Origin of the sequence: Sulfitobacter sp. CW3 (genome assembly GCF_019392245.1) — a bacterium.
Classification (GTDB): domain Bacteria; phylum Pseudomonadota; class Alphaproteobacteria; order Rhodobacterales; family Rhodobacteraceae; genus Sulfitobacter.
The window spans coordinates 371957-392193 of sequence record NZ_JAHXRL010000003.1 but is presented as its reverse complement, the minus strand read 5'-3'; the positions used below and the strand labels follow the sequence as shown (position 1 = coordinate 392193).

Genomic DNA, 20237 nt, shown 5'->3' with positions numbered 1-20237 from the left:
ACTTGCGTCCCGGGCAAAGCCCCGCCACTTTTGGCCCAAGCGGGGGTCAGCCCCCACACGCTGTATAAATGGGGGCCAGCCCCCATGCCCCCGGGATTTTAATCCATTTGGAAGATAAGGCCGCATAGATGAAGCTTCAGGATTTGGATGTTATTGTGACGGCTCCGCCTGCCCCGGGTTGGGGCGGGCGGTATTGGATATTGGTCAAGGTGACCACCGATACAGGCATCGTGGGTTGGGGCGAATGCTACGCGTCGTCGGTCGGGCCCGAGGCAATGCGCGCGGTGATCGCTGATGTGTTCGAGCGGCATATGCAAGGCCAGAACCCCGAAGACATCGAGCTGATGTTCCGCCGGGTGTATTCATCGGGCTTTACGCAGCGGCCCGATTTGACGGTGATGGGGGCATTTTCCGGTCTTGAGATCGCCTGCTGGGACATCCTGGGCAAAGACCGAGACCGCCCTGTTTATGCGCTGATTGGCGGGCGGATGAATGACCGCGTGCGCGCCTATACCTATCTGTATCCCCTGCCACACCACGACATCACGGCGTTCTGGACATCCCCCGAGATGGCAGCGGAATCGGCCCTTGATTGCGTTGCACGGGGCTATACCGCGATCAAGTTTGATCCTGCTGGTCCTTATACCCTGCGCGGTGGCCATATGCCTGCGATGACCGACATCAGCCAATCGGTCGCTTTTTGCAAAGCCATCCGCGAGGCCGTAGGCGACAAGGCCGATCTGTTGTTCGGCACCCACGGGCAATTCACCACAGCAGGTGCCATCCGTTTGGGCCAGGCCATCGCCCCCTATGGCCCGCTGTGGTACGAAGAGCCGATCCCACCGGACGCGGTTGAGCAAATGGCCGCCGTGGCCCGCAGCGTTGGCATCCCTATCGCAACCGGAGAGCGCCTAACCACGAAGGCAGAATTCGCGCCTGTGCTAAGGTCGGGAGCCGCCGCGATTTTGCAGCCCGCATTGGGCCGCGCAGGTGGCATTTGGGAAACCAAGAAGATCGCGGCCATGGCCGAAGTTTACAACGCACAGGTTGCACCGCATCTTTATGCGGGCCCCGTGGAATGGGCCGCGAACATACATCTGGCGGTTTCCATCCCCAACATCCTGATGTGCGAATGCATCGATACGCCATTCCATGATCAGCTGATCAAGGGGGGCATTCGAGTCAACGACGGCTTTATCGAGGCCCCGACCGCCCCCGGTTTGGGAATCGATGTCGATGAAGCATTGGCGCGCGCGCATCCCTATTCGGCGTCGGATCTGCACTTGCAAATGCAAGAGGCCCCCTGCGATTATGCCAACGGAAACGCATTTCAGGGCGGTGCACCCGTGGACCAGAAAGGAACATGAGCGATGATCAAACTGCTCGCTCTCAAGCTCTTTAACCGGAGAAACAGCACGCGGATCAAAAGCCCCGAGGTTTCCTTGCGTGCTGCGATTGGCAAAGGCACCAAGATCCAGCGCGGCACATTTGTCGACAAACATTCGAGCATCGGCAGCTATAGCTATCTGGGCAAGAACTGTTCGGTATCCGCCGCAGTAATTGGCCGGTATTGTTCGATCGGTGACAGCGTCATTATTGGCCCCGGCGAACATGACATGGATCAGGTTTCAACCTCGACCGAGTTTCAAAACAACGCATTTGACAGCCTGACCCGCGACCCCTGCATCATCGGCCACGACGTGTGGATCGGCGCGCAAAGCCTGATCCTGCGCGGTGTGACCATCGGCAATGGGGCCGTCGTTGGCGCGAATTCCGTCGTAACCCGAGACGTCGCCCCCTTTGAGGTGGTGGCCGGCAGCCCGGCACGCATGATTAAAACGCGGTTTGACGCAGACCGGGCAGAGCAGATCACGAACAGCGAATGGTGGCTACGTGACCGCGAGGACGCGGCCAAGATCATCGCAGAATTGGGCAGTTAGGCAGGTTTATTTGCCCAGCAACGCCAATGATGCGGCAACGATGCCCTCGCGTGATGGCAGCGTCGCGGCATAGGCCGGCCCCGTGGCGATAAAGCTATCCTCGGCTGTCAGGCGCGCGAAACGAGCGACGCAGCGTTCGTGCATCAGGGCCATGACGGCTTCGGCCTGCCCACCTGTCCGGCGACATTCGTCCACGATCAGAACGGGGCGGTCACCGATGGCGCTGATGATGGCATCTTCGGCCAAGGGCGCGATCCAGCGCATGTCGATCACCCGCGCTTGCACGCCTTGCGCCGCCAGATCGGCTTGGGCCTGCCGGCTAAGGTAATGGCCGTTGCCATAGGTCACGATCGCCAAGTCACTGCCATCGCCATGCACGCCGATGTCTTGCAATCCAATCCGTTGATCGGGCGCGGGGTAAGACGTCATCCAATCGCCATCGCCTGCATCAAGCAGATCCCGCATCGGGTAAAGCGCAATGGGTTCGACAAACACAACAACCCGCTGTTCTTCACGCGCAAGGCGGTGTGCTTCGCGCAGCATCATTGCAGCATCCGCGCCGGTGGAAGGACAGGCGATGATAATGCCGGGAATGTCACGCAACACGGCCAAGGAGTTGTCGTTGTGGAAATGCCCGCCGAACCCTTTTTGATAGCCTAGCCCCGCGATGCGCAGCACCATCGGGTTCGTCCATTGCCCGTTGCTGAAAAATGGCAAGGTCGCTGCCTCGCCGCGCAACTGGTCTTCTGCGTTGTGCAGATAGGCCAGAAACTGGATTTCGGGCATCGACACAAAGCCATTATGCGCAGCGCCAATGGCAAAGCCCAAAATAGATTGCTCGTCCAATAACGTATCAACCACGCGTGCAGGGCCAAAACGCGACTGCAGCTTTTGCGTGACGCCATAAACACCACCCTTACGGCCCACGTCCTCGCCCATGATCAGGGTTTCGGGATGGGCCAGCATCAGATCGTGCAGCGCCCAATTGATGATCTTGGACAGCGGCTGAGGGGCCATCATCTGGTTCAACTCGCCGCCAAACAGCTCTGCTCGGCGCGCGTCGGATGGGCCATTGACCAGCGCACCGGCGCGTTTTGGCGGAACAATGCTGGCCATCACATCCGCCGCAGATTTCAGATGCGGGCGGGTCACGGCATCATCCGCAGCCTGCGCGACAGCGTCTAATGTTTCGGTATAAATCGCCAATGCTTTGCCCGCATCCAACGCACCAGCATCGATCAACAGACGCACACTGTGCAACAGCGGATCATTCGCCTCGTCGGCCTCGACCTCGGATTTCGGCAGATAACTTGTCGCGATATCGGCACCCGCATGCCCATAAAGCCGCACGGTGCGCAAATGCAGAAAGGCGGGTTTGCGGTGCTTGCGGACAAAATCCGCCGCCTCTTTGGACGCGGCATAGGCCGCAAACAGGTCCAGTCCGTCAGCCTCGAAATAAGCAAGACCGGGGCGTGCCGACATTGAGGCCTTGATCCACCCGGTTGGGGTCTTGGTTGAAATGCCAATGCCATTGTCCTCGCACACAAATAGCAAAGGCAATGGGACACCCTGAACGGCAGTCCAACAGGCCGCGTTGATAGCCCCCTGCGCAGTCGAATGGTTGGCCGAAGCATCCCCAAAACTGCACATCGCAATGCCATCATGGGCCAGCAATCGATGCTCTGGCGGGTTACGCCGGGCCAGACCCAACGCATGGGCCGCGCCAACGGCCTTTGGCAGGTGGCTGGCAATGGTCGAGGTCTGCGGCGGGATCATCAGGCGGCGGCTGCCCAACACTTTGTGACGCCCACCACTGGTCGGATCATCCGAGGAACAGGCGAAAGACAGCAACATGTCGCGCAACATGTCCTGCCCCCCAACCTGATCCGCACGCGCGATCTGAAAGGCTGCATCACGATAATGAAGAAAGGCGATATCATCGGGGCGCAACGCATGGGCAACGGCGGCCATACCTTCGTGCCCGCTGGACCCGATGGTGTAAAACCCTTGCTTATTGGACTGCATCACGCGGCTTTGCAGATCCAGCGCGCGCGATAGAACCTGCGCACGGTACAGCCCCACAGCCGATGCGTTATCCAACCCGGGGATAACGGCCCCGCCAACAGGAAAATCCTGCGCCGCAACGCGACGCAGAAAATTGCCATGAACAATCTGTACGCGGTCCATTGTTACCCTTCCGATCTGGCCAAAGGCTCCTCCAAAAGGTGCCTCCGGCGGGGATATTTAAGAGCCAGAGAAAAGGGAACCTCTTCCGCTCTTCTCTGGCTTTTAAATATCCTCGGGGGAGTTTGAGGGGGCAGACAGCCCCCTCATTCCGTCTTTAGAAAAATGCCTGAAGGCCCGTTTGCGCACGGCCCAAGATCAGCGCGTGAACGTCATGGGTGCCTTCATAGGTATTCACCGTCTCAAGGTTCATCATGTGGCGGATCACCTGATATTCACCGCTAATGCCGTTGCCGCCATGCATGTCACGCGACATGCGCGCGATGTCCAAGGCCTTGCCACAGTTGTTGCGCTTCACGATCGAGATCATCTCGGGTGCGGCATTGGCTTGGTCCATCAAGCGGCCAACCTGTAGCGACGCCTGCAAGCCGAGCGAGATTTCAGTCATCATGTCGGCCAGTTTCTTCTGGAACAGTTGCGTCTGCGCCAGCGGTTTGTTGAACTGTTTACGATCCAGCCCATATTGACGCGACGCGTGCCAGCAGAACTCGGCCGAGCCCAGAACGCCCCAGCTGATGCCATAGCGGGCGCGGTTCAGACAGCCGAACGGACCTTTGAGGCCTTCGACATGCGGCAGCAGCGCGTCTTCGCCGACTTCGACATTGTCCATCACGATTTCACCGGTGATCGATGCACGCAGCGACAGTTTGTTACCGATCTTTGGTGCGGACAGGCCCTTCATCCCTTTCTCAAGGACAAAACCGCGGATTTTGCCGCCGTGTTCTTCGGACTTGGCCCACACCACAAACACATCTGCGATCGGCGCGTTCGAAATCCACATTTTAGACCCGATCAGCTTGTACCCGTTTGCCGTTTTCACGGCCCGCGTTTTCATACCTGCGGGGTCGGACCCTGCATCAGGTTCGGTCAGACCAAAGCAGCCGATGAAATCACCGCTCGCCAGCTTGGGCAGGTACTTTTTGCGCTGTGCTTCGGACCCGTAGGCATAGATCGGGTACATCACCAGGCTGGACTGCACCGACATCATCGACCGGTAACCGCTGTCCACGCGCTCAACTTCGCGCGCGACCAGACCATAGGACACATAGTTGCCGCCCAAGCCGCCGTATTCCTCGGGGACGGTGACGCCCAACAGGCCCATATCGCCCATTTCCTTGAAAATCGCGGGGTCTGTGCTTTCGTTCGCAAAGGCGTCGATCACGCGGGGTTGCAGCTTTTCCTGTGCATAGGCGCGTGCACTTTCTTGGATCATGCGTTCGTCTTCGGTCAGCTGGTCGGCCAGACGAAACGGGTCCGTCCAATCAAAGCTGCTCATGTTTGGGGCGTCTTTGGCCTTGAGAACTGGGGCTTCGGCGTTCATTCTGTATCCTCCCAAAAGGTGTAGGTTTGGCCGAACTATTGCAAAGACGGGCGCGGAATACTATCGCTGCTTTATCCTAGCCTTATGAGTTTTAGTCATATGATAGCCCCACGCCGCTTTCTGCCCTCGATCACTGCATTGCTGGCCTTTGAGGCCGTGGCGCGGCTGGGCAGCGCCACGCAGGCGGCGCTTGAGCTGTCCCTGACCCAAAGCGCGATCAGTCGGCAGCTCAAGACTTTGGAAGAGCAGCTAGGCGTGGGGTTGATGGACCGCCAAGGCAGACAACTGGTGCTGACAGAAGCCGGGAAAATCTATGTCATTCAGGTGCGTGAAATCCTGAACAGGCTGGCGCAGGCGTCGATTTCGGCACGCACAAATCCCATGGCCGGGGCGCTTAACCTTGCCATTCTACCCGGATTTGGCATGCATTGGCTGGCACCGCGGTTGCGCGATTTTGCCCAAGCCCATCCAGAAGTCACCGTGAACCTGAGCACGCGGCTCAACCCGTTCTCATTCCAAAGCAGCCCCTTTGACGCGGCCATTCATTTCGGCAAGGAAGACTGGCCCGGTGCGGCCTATCTGCACCTGATGCCAGAAACCGTTGTCCCCGTCTGCGCGCCCGAATTGCTGGATGCACCGCTGGACAGCCCCGCCGACATCCTGCGGTTTCCGCTGTTGCACCTTGAAACCCGCCCCAGAGGTTGGGCGCGCTGGCTTGAGGCGCTTGGTGTACGTGATGAACCGCCGTCCGGCATGATATTTGACCAGTTTTCGACCATGGCCCAAGCGGCGGTGCACGGGCTTGGCGTTGCCTTGCTGCCCACCTTTTCGGCTGATCCCTATTTGCGCACAAAACAGTTGGTTCTGGCGTCGACCCAGACGACGCAAAGCATTGGCAATTATTATCTGGTCTGGCCTGAGGATCGCATTGAGACCGCAGCGCTGCGGTCGTTCAAGGCGTGGCTTGCCACACAGACTGGTGAGAACCTTTAACAAACATCTTCGACCCTTCGCCCTATTTCCGTCACAATCTACCCTTAAGCGGTGATTAACTGTAACCGGGTGGGGCCGTTCTCAGGAGCTTTCATATGCCAATATCTTTTCACAAGGCTGCCGCAGCCTTTGCCGCATTCACTTTGGCAACGAGCGGCACTGCCGTTCTTGCACAGACTCATGACGTTATGATCTTGGATCAGGCGTTCTTTCCCGCTGTCATCTATGTAGAGACCGGCGACACGATCAACTTTACCAACAGGGCCGACGGGTCCAGAATCGTGAAAGCGCCCGATGAATCCTGGACGTCCGAACAGCTGAGCACGGGTAGCACCTTTAGCTATGTTGTCGATTCAGCGTCGCCACTGGTCTTTGCCAGCTCCACCGGACAAGGCGGCGACGGCTATGAGGGCACGATCAGCTTTGATGAACCGCCTCTGGGTAACTAGGTCACGCCACTGCTGCTGAACCTTCGTTGCAGGGCACAAGGTTACTGCGACACCGGCATTATCTGCTTTAACACCGCAGCAACGATAGCTTCCGGTCGGTCCTCTTGAACAAGGTGCCCTGCGTTCTTGACCGGAATGCAGGGGCGGTCCGAGATCAGACCGGCCAGTTCCTCCCCCTTTGCATAGGGAATCCAATCATCGTTCTCGCCCCACAGAACGGTGACGGGACAGTCCATCTGCGCATATTGCCCTTGAACCTCATCGGTGAATTTCTGGTCCATCTGCGCGATTTGCCGATAAAAGGCGGGCTGCCCGACCGGACCGAGCCACGGGGCGCTGTATATTTCCAACGCCTCTTTCGACAGCGGATTATGGGCTGCCGTCTGCAGATATGACGCCAGCAATGCGCGGTGCATATAGTCAGGCATGCCGGCGAATGCGGCCTCGTGTTTGCGCACATGCTGAACGAAGGGCGAACCCCAAGGTGCCATGGTCACAGCATCAAAGATCGTCAAAGAGCGATAGCGAAGACGGTCGATATAATAGCCGCGCAAGGCCGTCGCGCCGCCAAAATCATGGGCCAACACATCGGGGCGGCTCAGGCCCCACTCGTTGAACAGGGCGGCGAGAACGGTGTTTTGCACCCCCAATGAGACATTTTGGCCTTCGCGCATCTCGGACTGCCCATAGCCGACCAGATCAAAGAAGTAGACGGTTCTTAGATCGGCCAGTTGCGGAATAATCCTGCGCCAGACCTGCGATGAAAACGGCGTCCCGTGGATCGCAACAAGCGGTGGGCCGGAGCCGCAGACACCCCATTTTACCGCATTATTTTCAATGATCGATGTATTCGGCAATTCCAGCATTTGGCACATCTCGCATAATCACATAGTCATTTAGCTAACTTACGATATGATGATGAAATGAATAGATCAATGCAGATAAAAGCGATGGCAAGCGAGACACGGATGAAAATCCTGCGTTTGCTGTCAGCGCCGCAGGAGCATTTTGGAGATCAGTGGTCTGCCGATCCGGTAGAATTTGGCGTTTGTATGACACTGATCGCAGAGGCGCTATCCGTCGCGCAACCGACCGCCAGCAGGCATTTAGACCTTCTAAAGCAAGCGGGTTTCATCACGGTTCAGAAGCATCAGAAATGGTCTTATTGCAAACGCGATGAGGCAGGTATCGATGATTATCTGCTGTGGCTGCGAGCAGAGCTTTCGGCCTGAGCGTCGGGGGCAGACACGCCCACAAAAAAAGGCGCGCCATCGCGAAATGGCGCGCCTTAAAGCTGTGTGGGCTTATATTATTTCAGCGTGATGCGACCATCAAGATAGGGCGTGTAGGCCCCGTTCGCCGCGATGAATTCAGCCGTAACGTCCGCGACATCCGGGCCGTAATCATAGGCGTTTTCAGCTGCCTTGAACATCTCATAGCCGTCGCCGCCATTGCGCACGTAGTTGTTGGACACAACGCCGTAAACCTTGGCCGGATCAATCGGTTCGCCAGAGACCATCACATCACTGATGCGGCTGCCAACTTCGGCTTTTGCATCAACCGCATAAGTCATGCCCGCCACTTGCGGGAAACGACCTGCGACTTCTTCGATCTGGCTCACGCCATTTTCAAGCGCCTCGACGATGGTTGCGCCCGATACCTGAAACGTCGACAGCGTGTTCTGGAACGGCAGCACCGTCAGCACTTCGCCCATCGTAACCTCGCCCGCGTCGATCGAGGACCGTATACCGCCGCTGTTCTGGATCGCGATTTGCACGCCTTGGTCGGCCACACGGGCCAGCATCGCGTCGGCAATCAGGTTACCCATCGCGCATTCCATAATCCGGCAAACCGCACGGTCGCCTTCGATCAGCGCTGACGTTTCGGCCACGACCTTGTTACGGATTTCGTCAAGCGGCTGCGCCAGCTCAGCGATGCGTGCCACGGTACCTTCGTCTTCGACAACGGCTGCGTCGATCAACACAGGCTCGCCTGATGCTTCCTTGACGTTGCCTTCGTCGTCAAAGGTGACGTTCAGTTCGCCCAGATATTTACCGTAGGCATAGGCCTGCACGATAGCCGTTTCGTTGACCATCGTGGGGTATGCCCCTTCGGCGCGGTCGTTAGAGTTGGACAGCAGCGTATTAGAATGGCCGCCCACGATCACATCAACACCGGTGGTATTCGCCGCGACCATCTGATCGACCTTATAGCCCGAGTGGCTGAGCACGATGATCTTGTTCACGCCCTGCGCAGTCAGCAGATCAACTTCGCCCTGAACGGCTGCGACGGAATCGGTAAAGATCACGTTTTCACCGGGGCTGGCCAGCTCGTCCGTGTCTTCGGTCGTCAGACCAATCAGGCCGATCTTTTCGCCGCCGCGTTCAAGCACAGCAGATTTCGCCAGCTTACCCGCCAAAAGCGGTTCAGCAGAAATATCGGCGTTCGACATCAGGATCGGGAACTCAAGCGCGTCCATAAACCCGGCAAGCACTTCTGGGCCGTCGTCGAATTCGTGGTTGCCAACGGTCATGCCGTCATAGCCCAGCTTGTTCATCATCTCGGCGGCCATCTGGCCCTTGTAATAAGTATAGAACAGCGACCCTTGGAACTGGTCGCCACCATCAACGAGAATGTAGTTATTGGTCCGCGCCTTGGCATCTTTGATCGCGTTGACCAGACGGGCCGTACCGCCAAAGCATTTGCCTTCGGTGTTATCCTCGGCTGAACATGGACCGTCGTATTTGCTGATCGGTTCAAACCGCGCATGGAAATCATTGGTGTGCAGAATGGTCAGGCTGTAATCGGCCTGCGCCATGCCTGTCGTCAAAGCAAGCGCCGCAGTGGCGGTCAGGAATCGTTTCATGGTGGTACCCCCAGAGTTGGAATTCTGGCTGTATCGTGGCCTCCGGCTTGCCATCTGTCAAAGATCATTTGCACCAATTATCGCCTACCCCTAGGTCAAGAAGCACAAGATGGGCCGCAGTGCACAGGTCTTGACCGTATGCCGCCGCCAAGGCATCACGGGTTTCATGTTGATATACAAAATTTTTCGCGCCAACGAATGGCAAACACTGCGCAGCGCGGGGACAACCCAAGGTGCGCCGATTGATGTGGCCGACGGCTATGTCCATTTCTCGACTGCGACCCAAGCGGCCGAAACAGCTGCAAAACATTTCGCGAGCGAGGACGACTTGTTCCTGCTGGCCGTGGAAACGGATCGTTTGGGTGACGCCATAAAATGGGAGGTATCGCGCGGTGGTGCCAAGTTCCCCCACCTCTATCGCGATCTTCAACTAACTGACATCGCATGGGCGCAACCATTGCCGCTGCACGATGGCGCGCATCAGTTTCCGGCGGGGTTTGAAACCGAGTGACCGATTATCTGGATCCAGACCGCGCGCAATTTGACGCCTTCAAAGGATTGGACCGCGACACGCCTTTGCACATGCTCAACCTTGTGCGGCTGCGCGATGTTGCCGCCTACCCGGCGGATCACGCGCTTGCGTCAGATGGTTTGACCGGTGCCGACGCCTATCAGAACTACGGTGCCGCAAGCGGGCCCGTGCTCGCCGATGTCGGCGGGTCCATCGTTTGGCGTGGCCAGTTCGAAATGACATTGATCGGCCCGCGCGACGAGGCATGGGATATCATGTTCATCGCCCACTACCCCAATGCACATGCGTTTTTGCAGATGATATCGGACCCCCGCTACAAGCTGGCGGTTGTCCACCGTCAGGCTGCTGTCACCACATCGCGGCTGATCCGGACCGGCCCCTTGCCCATTACGGATGGATTTGCATGAAAAGAATTGCTGAACAAATCGGCCTGCGCGCCCTGCGCAGAATCGACCCCGAGGCAGCGCATGGGCTGGCAATTTCAGCCTTGCGGATGGGGTTGGCCCCGATGCCCGGGCCTGTGACCTCGGATCGGCTGAAAACCACTTTGGCCGGACTGGACCTGCCCAACCCCGTGGGGCTTGCAGCCGGTTTTGACAAAAACGCAACGGCAATTGCGCCGCTGTCCAAGGCCGGTTTCGGCTTTATCGAAGTCGGTGCCGCCACACCCCTGCCCCAACCGGGTAATGACAAACCCCGCCTGTTTCGCCTGACCGAAGACCGCGCCGCGATCAACCGTTTCGGGTTCAACAACCAAGGGATGGACGCGATTTGCGCACGTCTGCGCGACCGCGCCCCCGGTATTCCTGTCGGTCTGAACCTCGGGGCTAATAAAACCAGCACGGACCGCGCCGCCGATTTCGCACGTGTGATGGAAACCGCCCGCGATCACGTGGATTTTGCCACCGTCAATGTGTCGTCCCCCAACACCGAAAAGCTGCGCGATTTGCAGGGCAAGGCCGCGTTGGCAGCACTTTTGGCCGGCGTCATGGACGTGCGCGGATCAACGCCCGTGTTCCTGAAAATCGCACCTGACCTGACCGAAGCGGAAATTGCAGATGTGGCCGATGTGGCTAATCAGGCGGGTGTCGCTGCGATCATCGCGACCAACACAACATTGGATCGCACAGGCCTGCACAGCCCACATCGCGATGAGATGGGCGGCCTGTCGGGTGCGCCGCTGTTCGAAAAATCAACCCGCGTGCTGGCGCGACTGTCCACCCTGACCGATATTCCGCTGGTGGGTGTGGGTGGCATCGGGTCGGCCGAGGATGCCTATGCCAAGATTTGCGCAGGCGCGTCGGCGGTCCAGCTTTACACCGCTTTGGTTTACGGTGGCTTGTCGCTTGCCGCTGATATTGCGCGAGGGCTGGATCAAATACTGGCACGCGACGGTTTTGCATCCGTGGCCGATGCGGTGGGCACCAAACGCGAGGATTGGTTGTGATCACGATATGGCACAACCCGCGCTGTTCAAAATCACGCCAGACCTTGGCGTTGATCGAGGCATCAGGTGCCGAGGTATCGATCCGCCGGTATCTTGAGAACCCGCCCAGCCTGGCAGAGCTTGAAACGGCAAGGGCCGCGCTTGGCCTGCGCCCGATCCAGATGATGCGCAGCGGCGAGGCCCGTTTCAAAGAACTGGGCCTGAGCAAAGACAGTGATGACGTCGCATTGATGCGAGCGATGGCAGAAAATCCGATCCTGATCGAACGCCCCATCGTCTTTAAAGGCAGCAAAGCCATAATCGGGCGGCCACCCGAAACAGTGAACACTTTGCTGGAGGGCTGAGCCGGAATTTTTCAAAAATTCCGGACCGTTTTCTTTCAAAGAAAACGGGCTACCCCGCCGCCCGCTCAAGCGCCGGATAGCGCAGGCCAAGTGTGATACCGCGGGCGATAAAACTGACCAGCAGCGAAATCCACAAACCATGATTGCCAAGCATGGGAACCAAAACCGCTGCGCACGCACAATAGATAACAAAGGACACCGCCATCATATTGCGCATGTCCCGCGACCGCGTCGCCCCTATGAAAATTCCGTCCAGCATCCATGACGCGCATCCGATCAGCGGGGCGGCAATCATATAGGGCAAGAACACCCGCGCCTCTTCGCGCACCAACGGGGCCGTCGTCATCAGATCAATAATAGCGCCGCCACCAATCGCGAATCCGACCGTCATCAGCCCACAGGCCAGCAAGCCCCAACCGCTGGTCAGCACCGCACTGCGCCGCAGGATGTCGCGTTGTTTGCGGCCCATCGCATGTCCGACCAGCGCCTCGGCTGCAAAGGCAAAGCCATCCAGCGCATAGGCCGTGATCATCAGGAATTGCAGCAGCACCTGATTGGCCGCCAGTTTGACATCGCCAAGGCCCGAGCCAAGAAACAGAAACGAGACAAAGACCGCCTGAAGCAGCAATGACCGGATCAGGATATCACCGTTCACCTTCATCATATTGACCCAGCGTGGACCGTCGAACACCTGCGCCCAATCGCGCCAAGCGGGCACTCCGAATGCCTCTCGGCAGAACCAGAGCCCTACTGCCGCCCCAGTCCATTCCGCAAGGAACGTGGCCAAAGCCACGCCTTCGACACCCCAAGCGAGCCCCAGCACGAACCAGAGGTCCAGCAAGATGTTCAACCCGTTCATCCAAACTTGAATGACCAGCACGGCGCGGGTGCGTTCTTGGGCGATCAGCCAACCGGTAATGGCATAAATCGCAATCGCCGCAGGTGCCGACCAGATGCGGATCTGCATATAGGACCGCGCCAGCCCTTCGACCTCGGCGCTGGCGGGCGACACCTGAAACGATGCCCAAAACAGCGGGATTTGCAGCAGGATGACGACCAGCCCTGCCAATCCTCCGATCAGCAAACCGCGGGTCAGCAGCGCCGCAACCTCGGCGTCGTCGCCATGACCGGCGGCTTGGGCCGTCAGCCCGACTGTTCCCATCCGCAGAAAACCGAATATCCAGTACAGCGCAGACAGAATAACCGCACCGATGCCAACCGCACCGATCGGGGCCGCAAGACCCATCTGCCCTACAACGCCGGTATCCACAGCACCCAGTATCGGCACCGTTGCATTGGAAATCACAATCGGGATCGCAATATTCAGCACCCGGCGATGGGTCACCACCGCACGTGCATCTGCGGTACCTGACGTACCCATTTGGTCATGGACCGACCGGGTCGGTTCAGCCACGGCTGTGTGGCATCAGGAAATGCCCGGTTGCCTGCGCAAACAGTTTGGCACGGTTATCTTGCCACGCCTCGACATGAACCGACGCATAGCGACGCCCAGACCGATTGATTGTCGCCCGCGCATAGGCGTCGCGGGGCAAACCAGAGCGCAGATAATCGACGGTAAAATCAATCGTCTTGGGCAAGCGCGGCATATGTTCGCTGTCCATCTTGTCGACGTCCAATGCCCCCGATTCAAGGTCTTCCCACAGATAGCTCCAGCTGAGAGTAATGATCGATGTCACCTCAAGAAACGACGCCGTGGCCCCGCCGTGAATTGCCTTGATAATCGGGTTGCCGATCAGCTTTTCGGAAAATGGCAAGATCGCTGTCAGCTCGTCGCCGCGGCGATCAAATTCGATGCCCAGAAACTTGATATAGGGCACGCCGCCGACCAGCGCATTCAGCGCACCGTCACGGCGTTTCTTGATGACCTGAACGGTCTCTGGCTTGGGACGTCCGCTCATCGTTTACCCTCTACTACAAAACTGCCTGTGGCCGTGGCCACGGGGCTTCCGTCTTCCTCGTCTTGGGCGGTGGCGCGCACAAAGGCGACTGACCGCGTGACGTGATAGCATTCTGCGCGCGTGGTGATTTTCTGACCGGGTTTGGCGGCCCGTAAATATTCGATCCGCAGGTCAATGGTGGCGGTCCCCCCAGGGCTGCTGGGGTGGCTCATCACCGCAGCCCCACAACAGGTGTCCATCAGCGCCGATACCGCGCCGCCATGAATCACCCCCGTACGAGGGTCGCCCACAAGCTTGGAATCATACGGCATCGAAATGACCGCAACACCATCCCCAAGATCCTCTAGGGACATGTTCAGCGCCTCACTGAATGGCAAAGCCGCAATGAATTGCCCGGCGATCCGTATTTTGTCTGACATTTGTCAGCCCCTTTTCGTATACCTTCAACATATATCACCCATCCGCGTCGCAAAGAGCAACCCCGCCTGTTGCGCTTGCCCTAGCTTGCGCTTAGTTTCCCGAATTAAGGAGAAAGCAATGTCCGATAAACGCCTGACCTTTAAGGAGATGTGTGCCGAGTTCGACGTAACGCCGCGTACGTTGCGGTATTACGAGTATATCGAATTGCTGCATCCCGAACGTGATGGCCGATCCCGCAGCTACGGCCCGCGGGAAATTGCACGCATGAAGTTGATCATGCGGGGCCGTAAATTTGGCTATTCCCTTGAAGGTATCCGCCAATGGTTGCTGATCTATGAAAAAGAAGGCACCGAAGCGCAAATGCGCGCATGGGTCGTCAGTGCCGACCGGCAATTGCTAGAGCTGGCCGATCAACGCGCCCAGCTGGATGACGCAATCGATGAGTTGCAACGTCTTCGTGACGATACGGCGAACGCCCTAAAAGATATGTAGCCTGCTCAAGCGGTCAAAGCTCACGCTGTTCACCTGCAATGGGGCCAACAGCGCCCACTGTAACGCTATCAAATCCACTAAAATTTTGTACGAAAAAACGCAGGCAAGCGATGGAAACACCTTGCAGGCGCACCCCTTTTGACGATCTTTTTAAAAGTTGACGCAAAATTACCTTAGGTAAACCTAAAAGTGACGTGACGTACCACTACGTCAACCCATACGTCTATTGTATTGCGACCCGGAAACCCCCAAATCGGTCTCATCCGACCTATGATGCGAGAGTGGCACCAAGAGATGAACACCACGACAATGACCATCCGCGAGATGTGCGACACCTTCGACGTGACTCCGCGAACATTGCGCTTTTACGAGGCGAAGGAACTGCTGTTTCCCGAACGCCAAGGCCAGAAACGCCTATTCACCAAACGCGACCGCGCGCGGCTTAAGCTGATCATTCGCGGCAAGCGTTTTGGCTTTAGCCTGGAAGAAATTCGTCAGCTGCTGGACCTGTATCACATGGGTGACCAGCAGCAGACACAACTGGCCCGCACCTATGACATCGCGCGTGACCGGCTTGCCGATCTTGAAACCCAACGTGACGACATCGAACAAGCCATCGACGATTTGCGCAACCAGTTGAAATGGGCGGAAAAGATGATCGCCTCACTGAACAGCCCGCGCAAAGCGGCAGAATAAACAGCAACGCCAAGATACACAGACATCCGCCCAAGGGAGAACCCAACATGCCTAGCTACACAGCCCCCATCAAAGACATGCAATTCGTGCTGCACGACGTGCTCAAGGTCACCGAATCCGGCATCCCCGGATATGATGAACTTGAGGCCGATTTCACCTCGGCTATTCTTGAGGAAGCAGGCAAGCTGACCTCGGAAGTGTTGGCCCCGCTGAACGCCGTGGGCGACAAAGAAGGCTGCCGTCTGGAAAATGGCGTGATCTACACGCCAACCGGTTTCAAAGATGCTTTCGGCAAGGTCAAAGAAGGCGGCTGGCCCGGTCTGGACATGCCAGAACAATACGGCGGCCAGAACATGCCCTATGTCATCGGCACCGCAGTGGGCGAGATGTTCTCGGCCTCCAACCAAGCGTTCACCATGTATCAGGGCCTGACCCACGGTGCGGCGTCCGCGATTTTGGCCCACGGGTCGGACGCGCAAAAAGACACCTATCTGCCCAACATGGTATCGTGCGAATGGACCGGCACCATGAACCTGACCGAACCGCATTGCGGCACCGATCTGGGCCTGATGCGCACCAAAGCAGCGCCTCAAGCGGACGGCAGCTATAAAATCTCCGGTCAGAAAATCTTTATCTCCTCCGGCGACCACGACATGGCCGACAACATCATTCACCTTGTTCTGGCCAAAATCGAAGGCGGCCCGGAAGGCATCAAAGGTGTGTCGCTGTTCATCGTTCCCAAGTTCATGGTCAACGAAGACGGCTCCCTTGGTGATCGCAACAGCCTCTCCGTCGGCTCCATCGAAGAGAAAATGGGCATCCACGGCAATTCAACCTGCGTGATGAACTATGACGGCGCTGTTGGCTATCTGCTGGGCGAAGAACACAAAGGCATGCGCGCCATGTTCACCATGATGAACGAAGCCCGCGTCGGCGTTGGCATGCAAGGCTTGGCACAGGCCGATGTCGCCTATCAAAATGCGCGCGACTACGCCAAGGACCGCCTGCAAGGGCGTGCCGTGACAGGCACCGAAAACCCCAATGGCCCGGCCGATCCGCTGATCGTACACCCCGATATCCGCCGCAGCCTGATGGATCAGAAGTCCTTTATCGAAGGCGCACGCGCATTCATCCTTTGGGGCGCAAACCTGATCGACGCCGCGCACCGGTCGAACGACAAAGACGCCGACGGTCTGGTGTCGTTGATGACCCCCGTCATCAAGGGTTTCCTGACCGATGTCGGCTATGACATGACCGTCAAGGCGCAGCAGGTTTACGGCGGCCACGGCTATATCGAAGAATGGGGCATGTCCCAATTCACCCGCGATGCCCGCATTGCCATGATCTATGAAGGTGCAAACGGCGTTCAGGCGCTTGACCTTGTGGGTCGCAAACTGGCCCAAGACGGCGGCAAGCACGTGATGGCGTTCTTTGACATGCTCAAATCCTTTATCAAGGAAAACGCAGGTCAGGACGCTGAATTCGACGCGGCCTATCTTGAACCACTCAAGGCAGCCAGCAAAGACCTGCAAGCGGCGGGCATGTATTTCATGCAAAACGGTATGAAGAACCCCAACAACGCCTTGGCCGGATCGACCGACTTCATGCACATGTTCGGCCATGTATGCCTAGGCTACATGTGGGCGAAAATGGGTCTGGCTGCAAAGAAAGCAATCGCAGAAGGCACAGGCGACGCTGCATTCTACGAGACCAAACTGGCAACCGGCCGCTATTACATGGCGCGCCAACTGCCAGCCACCGCACTGCATCTGACCCGTATTCAAACCGGTGCGGATACGGTGATGGCGCTGGACGCGGCAAACTTCTAAGCTACCAGAGGTGGGGCAAGACCCCACCTCACGCTTTTCGAAAGGTCCCTGATGCCCAAACGCTTCCGCCTCACCCGCCGCTTTCCCGTCGCCATGACCGAAGACGGTTACAGACGGCTCAAGAAATTCTCGGCTGAGGCAGGGCTGGACGAAGGGGAAGCGCTGTCGTTTCTATTCGAAAACTTCAACAGCGTCATGAACGAAGAAAAGCTGACAGCCCGCCTGCGGCTTTTCAATGCCGAAATCGATGAACGCAAAAAATAACCGGGAAAAGGATGAAACCGACCCTTCGGGGAGAGTTTACTTGGCAAAATGAAACGGGCGGCAAGGCCCTGCCTCACTCTCAGCTAAAACCAAGAAAGAGACAGGGTTTCACTTTGCACGCCGCTCAGCTCTCCAGCCTGCTGCGCATCTGTTTGATAAAAGACAGACACTAAGAAGGCCTTAAAAATGAAACAGTTTGATTTCATTTTGCCAGATAAACTCCACGGGGGTGTGGGGGTGTGAAACCCCCACGTCGACCGGAGAGACAAAAAATGACCTTAGGGAGGTTCAAATGACCATCACATTGCATTGCTTCGGCGAAAGCGGAAATGCGTATAAAGCAGCCCTTGCGCTGGAACTGTCGGGTCTTGCCTGGGAGCCGGTAAAAGTCGACTTCTTTGGGGGTGAAACCCGCACGCCGGATTATCGTACCGACATCAACAGCATGGGCGAAGCACCGGTCATGATTGATGGCGATGTCCGGCTGACACAATCCGGCGTCATCCAGGATTACGTGTCCGAGAAATCCGGCAAGTTCGGCGGCAAGGACGCCACTGAACGGCGCGAGGTTTTGCGGTGGGTTTTGTGGGACAACCACAAGCTCAGCTCCAACGCCGGGATGACCCGGTTTTTGATGAACTTCCTGCCCGAGGACAAGCAGCCAAAGGAGGTCATCGGCTTTATGCAGGGACGTCTTGCCGCTGCCTATGCAGTGCTGAACGATCACCTGAATGGGCGCGACTGGATCGTGGGCGACGGGATCACCAACGCCGATCTGAGCTGCTGCGGCTACCTGTATTACCCTGAACCTTTCGGTTTCAACCGCAAGGATTGGCCCAATATCGACGCGTGGCTTACGCGTCTAAGTGAAACACCGGGCTGGAAGGCCCCGTATGACCTGATGCCCGGCAGCCCTGCTGACCGCGCTTGAATTTAAGGGAGATACCTAATGACCGAAGCTTATATCTATGACGCATTGCGCACCCCGCGCGGCAAGGGCCGCAAAGACGGCGCGCTGCACGAATTGACATCGCTGCGCCTGTCCGCGCTGACGCTGAACGCACTCAAGGAACGCAACAACCTTGAGGGCCACGCGGTCGAGGACGTGATCTGGGGCAACGTGACCCAAGTCATGGAACAGGGCGGCTGCCTTGCGCGCTCGGCCGTGTTGGCATCCGATCTGGATGAACGCATTCCGGGTCTTGCGATCAACCGTTTCTGTGCCTCCGGTATGGAAGCCGTGAACTTGGCCGCAAACCAGGTCAAAGGCGGCGCGGGCATGGCCTATATCGCTGGCGGTGTTGAGATGATGGGCCGCGTGCCCATGGGCAGCGACGGTGCCGCGATTGCCGTTGATCCGACGCTGGCGATGGAAAAGTACTTTGTACCGCAGGGTATTTCGGCTGACATTATCGCGACAGAATACGGTTTTACCCGTGAAGAAGCCGACCAGCTGGCCGTCAAATCCCAGCAGCGCGCCAAGATGGCGTGGGACGAAGGCCGCTTTGCCAAATCCGTCATCGACATCAAGGATCAGAATGGTTTGTCGATCCTCAGCCATGACGAATACATGCGCCCCCAGACTGACATGCAGTCGCTTGGGTCGTTGAACCCTGCGTTCCAGCAGATGGGCGAAGTCATGCCCGGTTTCGACAAGATCGCACTGATGAAGTACCCGCATCTTGAGAAAATCAACCACATCCACCACGCGGGGAACTCATCGGGTATCGTTGATGGTGCGGCGGCTGTGCTGATCGGCAACAAGGAATTCGGTGAGAAATACGGCCTCAAGCCACGCGCCCGCATCCGGGCCACAGCCAAGATCGGCACAGATCCGACAATCATGCTGACAGGCCCCGTGCCCGTGACCGAAAAGATTTTGGCCGACAACGGCATGAAGATCGGCGACATCGACCTGTTCGAAGTCAACGAAGCCTTTGCCGCCGTCGTCATGCGCTTCATGCAGGCGTTTGATGTGGATGAAAGCAAGGTCAACGTAAACGGCGGATCCATTGCGATGGGTCACCCCTTGGGTGCGACCGGTGCGATGATCATCGGCACGCTGCTGGACGAGCTTGAGCGCTCCGACAAGGAAGTCGGCATGGCGACGCTTTGCATTGCATCCGGCATGGGTGCCGCCACAATCATCGAGCGCGTCTGATGGGCGATCAACCACATCCCTTTCTTGCCATCGCAGAACTGGCCCCGAAAAAGGGCCTGAAGGATCTGAAGGTCAAAGTCGAACGGGGCGGTGCCTATGTACGTTTGTACCAGGATGCCCCGCCGCTGTTCTTCAAGCACCGCAATGATCCAAGCGACAGTTTTGACCGCGAGAGTTTCGATAACTTCAAGCGGATCCTGCTGAGCGAGGAAGATTGCCAAGATGGTCCGAAAGCCACGATCGAACTGATCAGATCACTGCTTGAAAAATTCGCTGATTACACACCTCAGCGCTCGTAACACACTCCAAATCAGGGAGAG

Annotated in this window: 23 protein-coding genes; 16 read left to right on the top strand and 7 right to left on the bottom strand. The window is 57.6% G+C overall.

Annotation, left to right across the window (positions count from 1 at the left end; all coding sequences use genetic code 11):
• The first annotated feature begins 128 nt into the window (after nt 1-128).
• Complete coding sequence (locus KZZ06_RS08850) at nt 129-1367, top strand: mandelate racemase/muconate lactonizing enzyme family protein (protein ID WP_219579667.1); 1239 nt, start codon at nt 129-131, stop codon at nt 1365-1367.
• A 3-nt stretch (nt 1368-1370) separates the two neighbouring features.
• Nucleotides 1371-1940, top strand: coding sequence for a CatB-related O-acetyltransferase (locus KZZ06_RS08845; protein WP_219579666.1), 570 nt, complete (start codon nt 1371-1373; stop codon nt 1938-1940).
• 6 nt (nt 1941-1946) lie between these two features.
• Here KZZ06_RS08845 and KZZ06_RS08840 read toward each other — a convergent pair whose 3' ends face one another.
• Both KZZ06_RS08840 and KZZ06_RS08835 read right to left on the bottom strand, forming a co-directional pair.
• Complete coding sequence (locus KZZ06_RS08840) at nt 1947-4127, bottom strand: thiamine pyrophosphate-dependent enzyme (RefSeq protein WP_219579665.1); 2181 nt, start codon at nt 4125-4127, stop codon at nt 1947-1949.
• A gap of 154 nt (nt 4128-4281) precedes the next feature.
• Nucleotides 4282-5505, bottom strand: a complete 1224-nt coding sequence (locus KZZ06_RS08835; RefSeq protein ID WP_219579664.1) for an acyl-CoA dehydrogenase — start codon at nt 5503-5505, stop codon at nt 4282-4284.
• Nucleotides 5506-5604: 99 nt separating this feature from the next.
• Here KZZ06_RS08835 and KZZ06_RS08830 point away from each other — a divergent pair, with 99 nt between their 5' ends.
• Nucleotides 5605-6498, top strand: coding sequence for a LysR substrate-binding domain-containing protein (locus KZZ06_RS08830; RefSeq protein ID WP_219579663.1), 894 nt, complete (start codon nt 5605-5607; stop codon nt 6496-6498).
• Between the two features lie 95 nt (nt 6499-6593).
• On the top strand, nt 6594-6947 hold the full coding sequence (locus tag KZZ06_RS08825; RefSeq protein ID WP_219579662.1) for a hypothetical protein: 354 nt from the start codon (nt 6594-6596) through the stop codon (nt 6945-6947).
• Nucleotides 6948-6988: 41 nt separating this feature from the next.
• Here the strand turns inward: KZZ06_RS08825 and KZZ06_RS08820 are convergent, their stop codons facing one another.
• Nucleotides 6989-7813: an alpha/beta fold hydrolase gene (locus KZZ06_RS08820; protein ID WP_219579661.1), complete on the bottom strand. Its 825-nt coding sequence runs from the start codon at nt 7811-7813 to the stop codon at nt 6989-6991.
• Nucleotides 7814-7870: 57 nt separating this feature from the next.
• Between KZZ06_RS08820 and KZZ06_RS08815 the strand changes: the two genes are divergently transcribed.
• Nucleotides 7871-8179, top strand: coding sequence for a helix-turn-helix transcriptional regulator (locus tag KZZ06_RS08815; protein WP_257884263.1), 309 nt, complete (start codon nt 7871-7873; stop codon nt 8177-8179).
• A 77-nt stretch (nt 8180-8256) separates the two neighbouring features.
• Here the strand turns inward: KZZ06_RS08815 and KZZ06_RS08810 are convergent, their stop codons facing one another.
• Nucleotides 8257-9813 (bottom strand): bifunctional UDP-sugar hydrolase/5'-nucleotidase, encoded by a 1557-nt coding sequence (locus tag KZZ06_RS08810; protein WP_219579660.1) that lies wholly within the window; start codon nt 9811-9813, stop codon nt 8257-8259.
• 166 nt (nt 9814-9979) lie between these two features.
• On the opposite strand from KZZ06_RS08810, the gene KZZ06_RS08805 reads away from it, so the two are divergent.
• From KZZ06_RS08805 to arsC, 4 genes are read left to right on the top strand one after another with little or no spacing between them, the layout of a single operon-like run.
• Nucleotides 9980-10324, top strand: coding sequence for a DUF952 domain-containing protein (locus KZZ06_RS08805; protein ID WP_219579907.1), 345 nt, complete (start codon nt 9980-9982; stop codon nt 10322-10324).
• On the top strand, nt 10321-10752 hold the full coding sequence (locus KZZ06_RS08800) for a DUF1330 domain-containing protein (RefSeq protein WP_219579659.1): 432 nt from the start codon (nt 10321-10323) through the stop codon (nt 10750-10752). Before KZZ06_RS08805 ends, KZZ06_RS08800 begins: the two co-directional genes overlap by 4 nt.
• Nucleotides 10749-11792: a quinone-dependent dihydroorotate dehydrogenase gene (locus KZZ06_RS08795; protein WP_219579658.1), complete on the top strand. Its 1044-nt coding sequence runs from the start codon at nt 10749-10751 to the stop codon at nt 11790-11792. The genes KZZ06_RS08800 and KZZ06_RS08795 overlap by 4 nt, the downstream gene beginning before the upstream one ends.
• Nucleotides 11789-12136 (top strand): arsenate reductase (glutaredoxin), encoded by a 348-nt coding sequence (gene arsC / locus KZZ06_RS08790; RefSeq protein WP_219579657.1) that lies wholly within the window; start codon nt 11789-11791, stop codon nt 12134-12136. Before KZZ06_RS08795 ends, arsC begins: the two co-directional genes overlap by 4 nt.
• Nucleotides 12137-12185: 49 nt before the next feature.
• Here the strand turns inward: arsC and KZZ06_RS08785 are convergent, their stop codons facing one another.
• The 3 genes from KZZ06_RS08785 to KZZ06_RS08775 are packed head-to-tail and all read right to left on the bottom strand — an operon-like array spanning nt 12186 to nt 14474.
• Nucleotides 12186-13517, bottom strand: a complete 1332-nt coding sequence (locus KZZ06_RS08785) for an MATE family efflux transporter (RefSeq protein ID WP_219579906.1) — start codon at nt 13515-13517, stop codon at nt 12186-12188.
• A 25-nt stretch (nt 13518-13542) separates the two neighbouring features.
• Complete coding sequence (locus KZZ06_RS08780; RefSeq protein ID WP_219579656.1) at nt 13543-14055, bottom strand: PaaI family thioesterase; 513 nt, start codon at nt 14053-14055, stop codon at nt 13543-13545.
• Complete coding sequence (locus tag KZZ06_RS08775) at nt 14052-14474, bottom strand: PaaI family thioesterase (protein ID WP_219579655.1); 423 nt, start codon at nt 14472-14474, stop codon at nt 14052-14054. The genes KZZ06_RS08780 and KZZ06_RS08775 overlap by 4 nt, the downstream gene beginning before the upstream one ends.
• Before the next feature lie 118 nt (nt 14475-14592).
• Between KZZ06_RS08775 and KZZ06_RS08770 the strand changes: the two genes are divergently transcribed.
• The 7 genes from KZZ06_RS08770 (at nt 14593) to KZZ06_RS08740 (ending at nt 20216) form a co-directional block, all read left to right on the top strand.
• Nucleotides 14593-14967 carry a MerR family DNA-binding transcriptional regulator gene (locus KZZ06_RS08770; RefSeq protein ID WP_219579654.1) on the top strand — a complete coding sequence of 125 codons (375 nt, stop codon included), beginning with the start codon at nt 14593-14595 and terminating at the stop codon, nt 14965-14967.
• Between the two features lie 294 nt (nt 14968-15261).
• Nucleotides 15262-15663 (top strand): MerR family DNA-binding transcriptional regulator, encoded by a 402-nt coding sequence (locus KZZ06_RS08765; protein WP_219579653.1) that lies wholly within the window; start codon nt 15262-15264, stop codon nt 15661-15663.
• 47 nt (nt 15664-15710) lie between these two features.
• Nucleotides 15711-17492, top strand: a complete 1782-nt coding sequence (locus tag KZZ06_RS08760; protein ID WP_219579652.1) for an acyl-CoA dehydrogenase C-terminal domain-containing protein — start codon at nt 15711-15713, stop codon at nt 17490-17492.
• 51 nt (nt 17493-17543) lie between these two features.
• A complete protein-coding gene (locus KZZ06_RS08755; RefSeq protein ID WP_219579651.1) occupies nt 17544-17756 on the top strand; it encodes a hypothetical protein in 213 nt (70 codons plus the stop codon).
• Between the two features lie 292 nt (nt 17757-18048).
• Nucleotides 18049-18687 (top strand): glutathione S-transferase family protein, encoded by a 639-nt coding sequence (locus KZZ06_RS08750; protein ID WP_219579650.1) that lies wholly within the window; start codon nt 18049-18051, stop codon nt 18685-18687.
• 18 nt (nt 18688-18705) lie between these two features.
• Nucleotides 18706-19917 carry an acetyl-CoA C-acetyltransferase gene (locus KZZ06_RS08745; RefSeq protein ID WP_219579649.1) on the top strand — a complete coding sequence of 404 codons (1212 nt, stop codon included), beginning with the start codon at nt 18706-18708 and terminating at the stop codon, nt 19915-19917.
• Nucleotides 19917-20216, top strand: a complete 300-nt coding sequence (locus KZZ06_RS08740) for an acetyl-CoA acetyltransferase (RefSeq protein WP_219579648.1) — start codon at nt 19917-19919, stop codon at nt 20214-20216. Before KZZ06_RS08745 ends, KZZ06_RS08740 begins: the two co-directional genes overlap by 1 nt.
• The last annotated feature ends 21 nt before the right edge of the window (nt 20217-20237 follow it).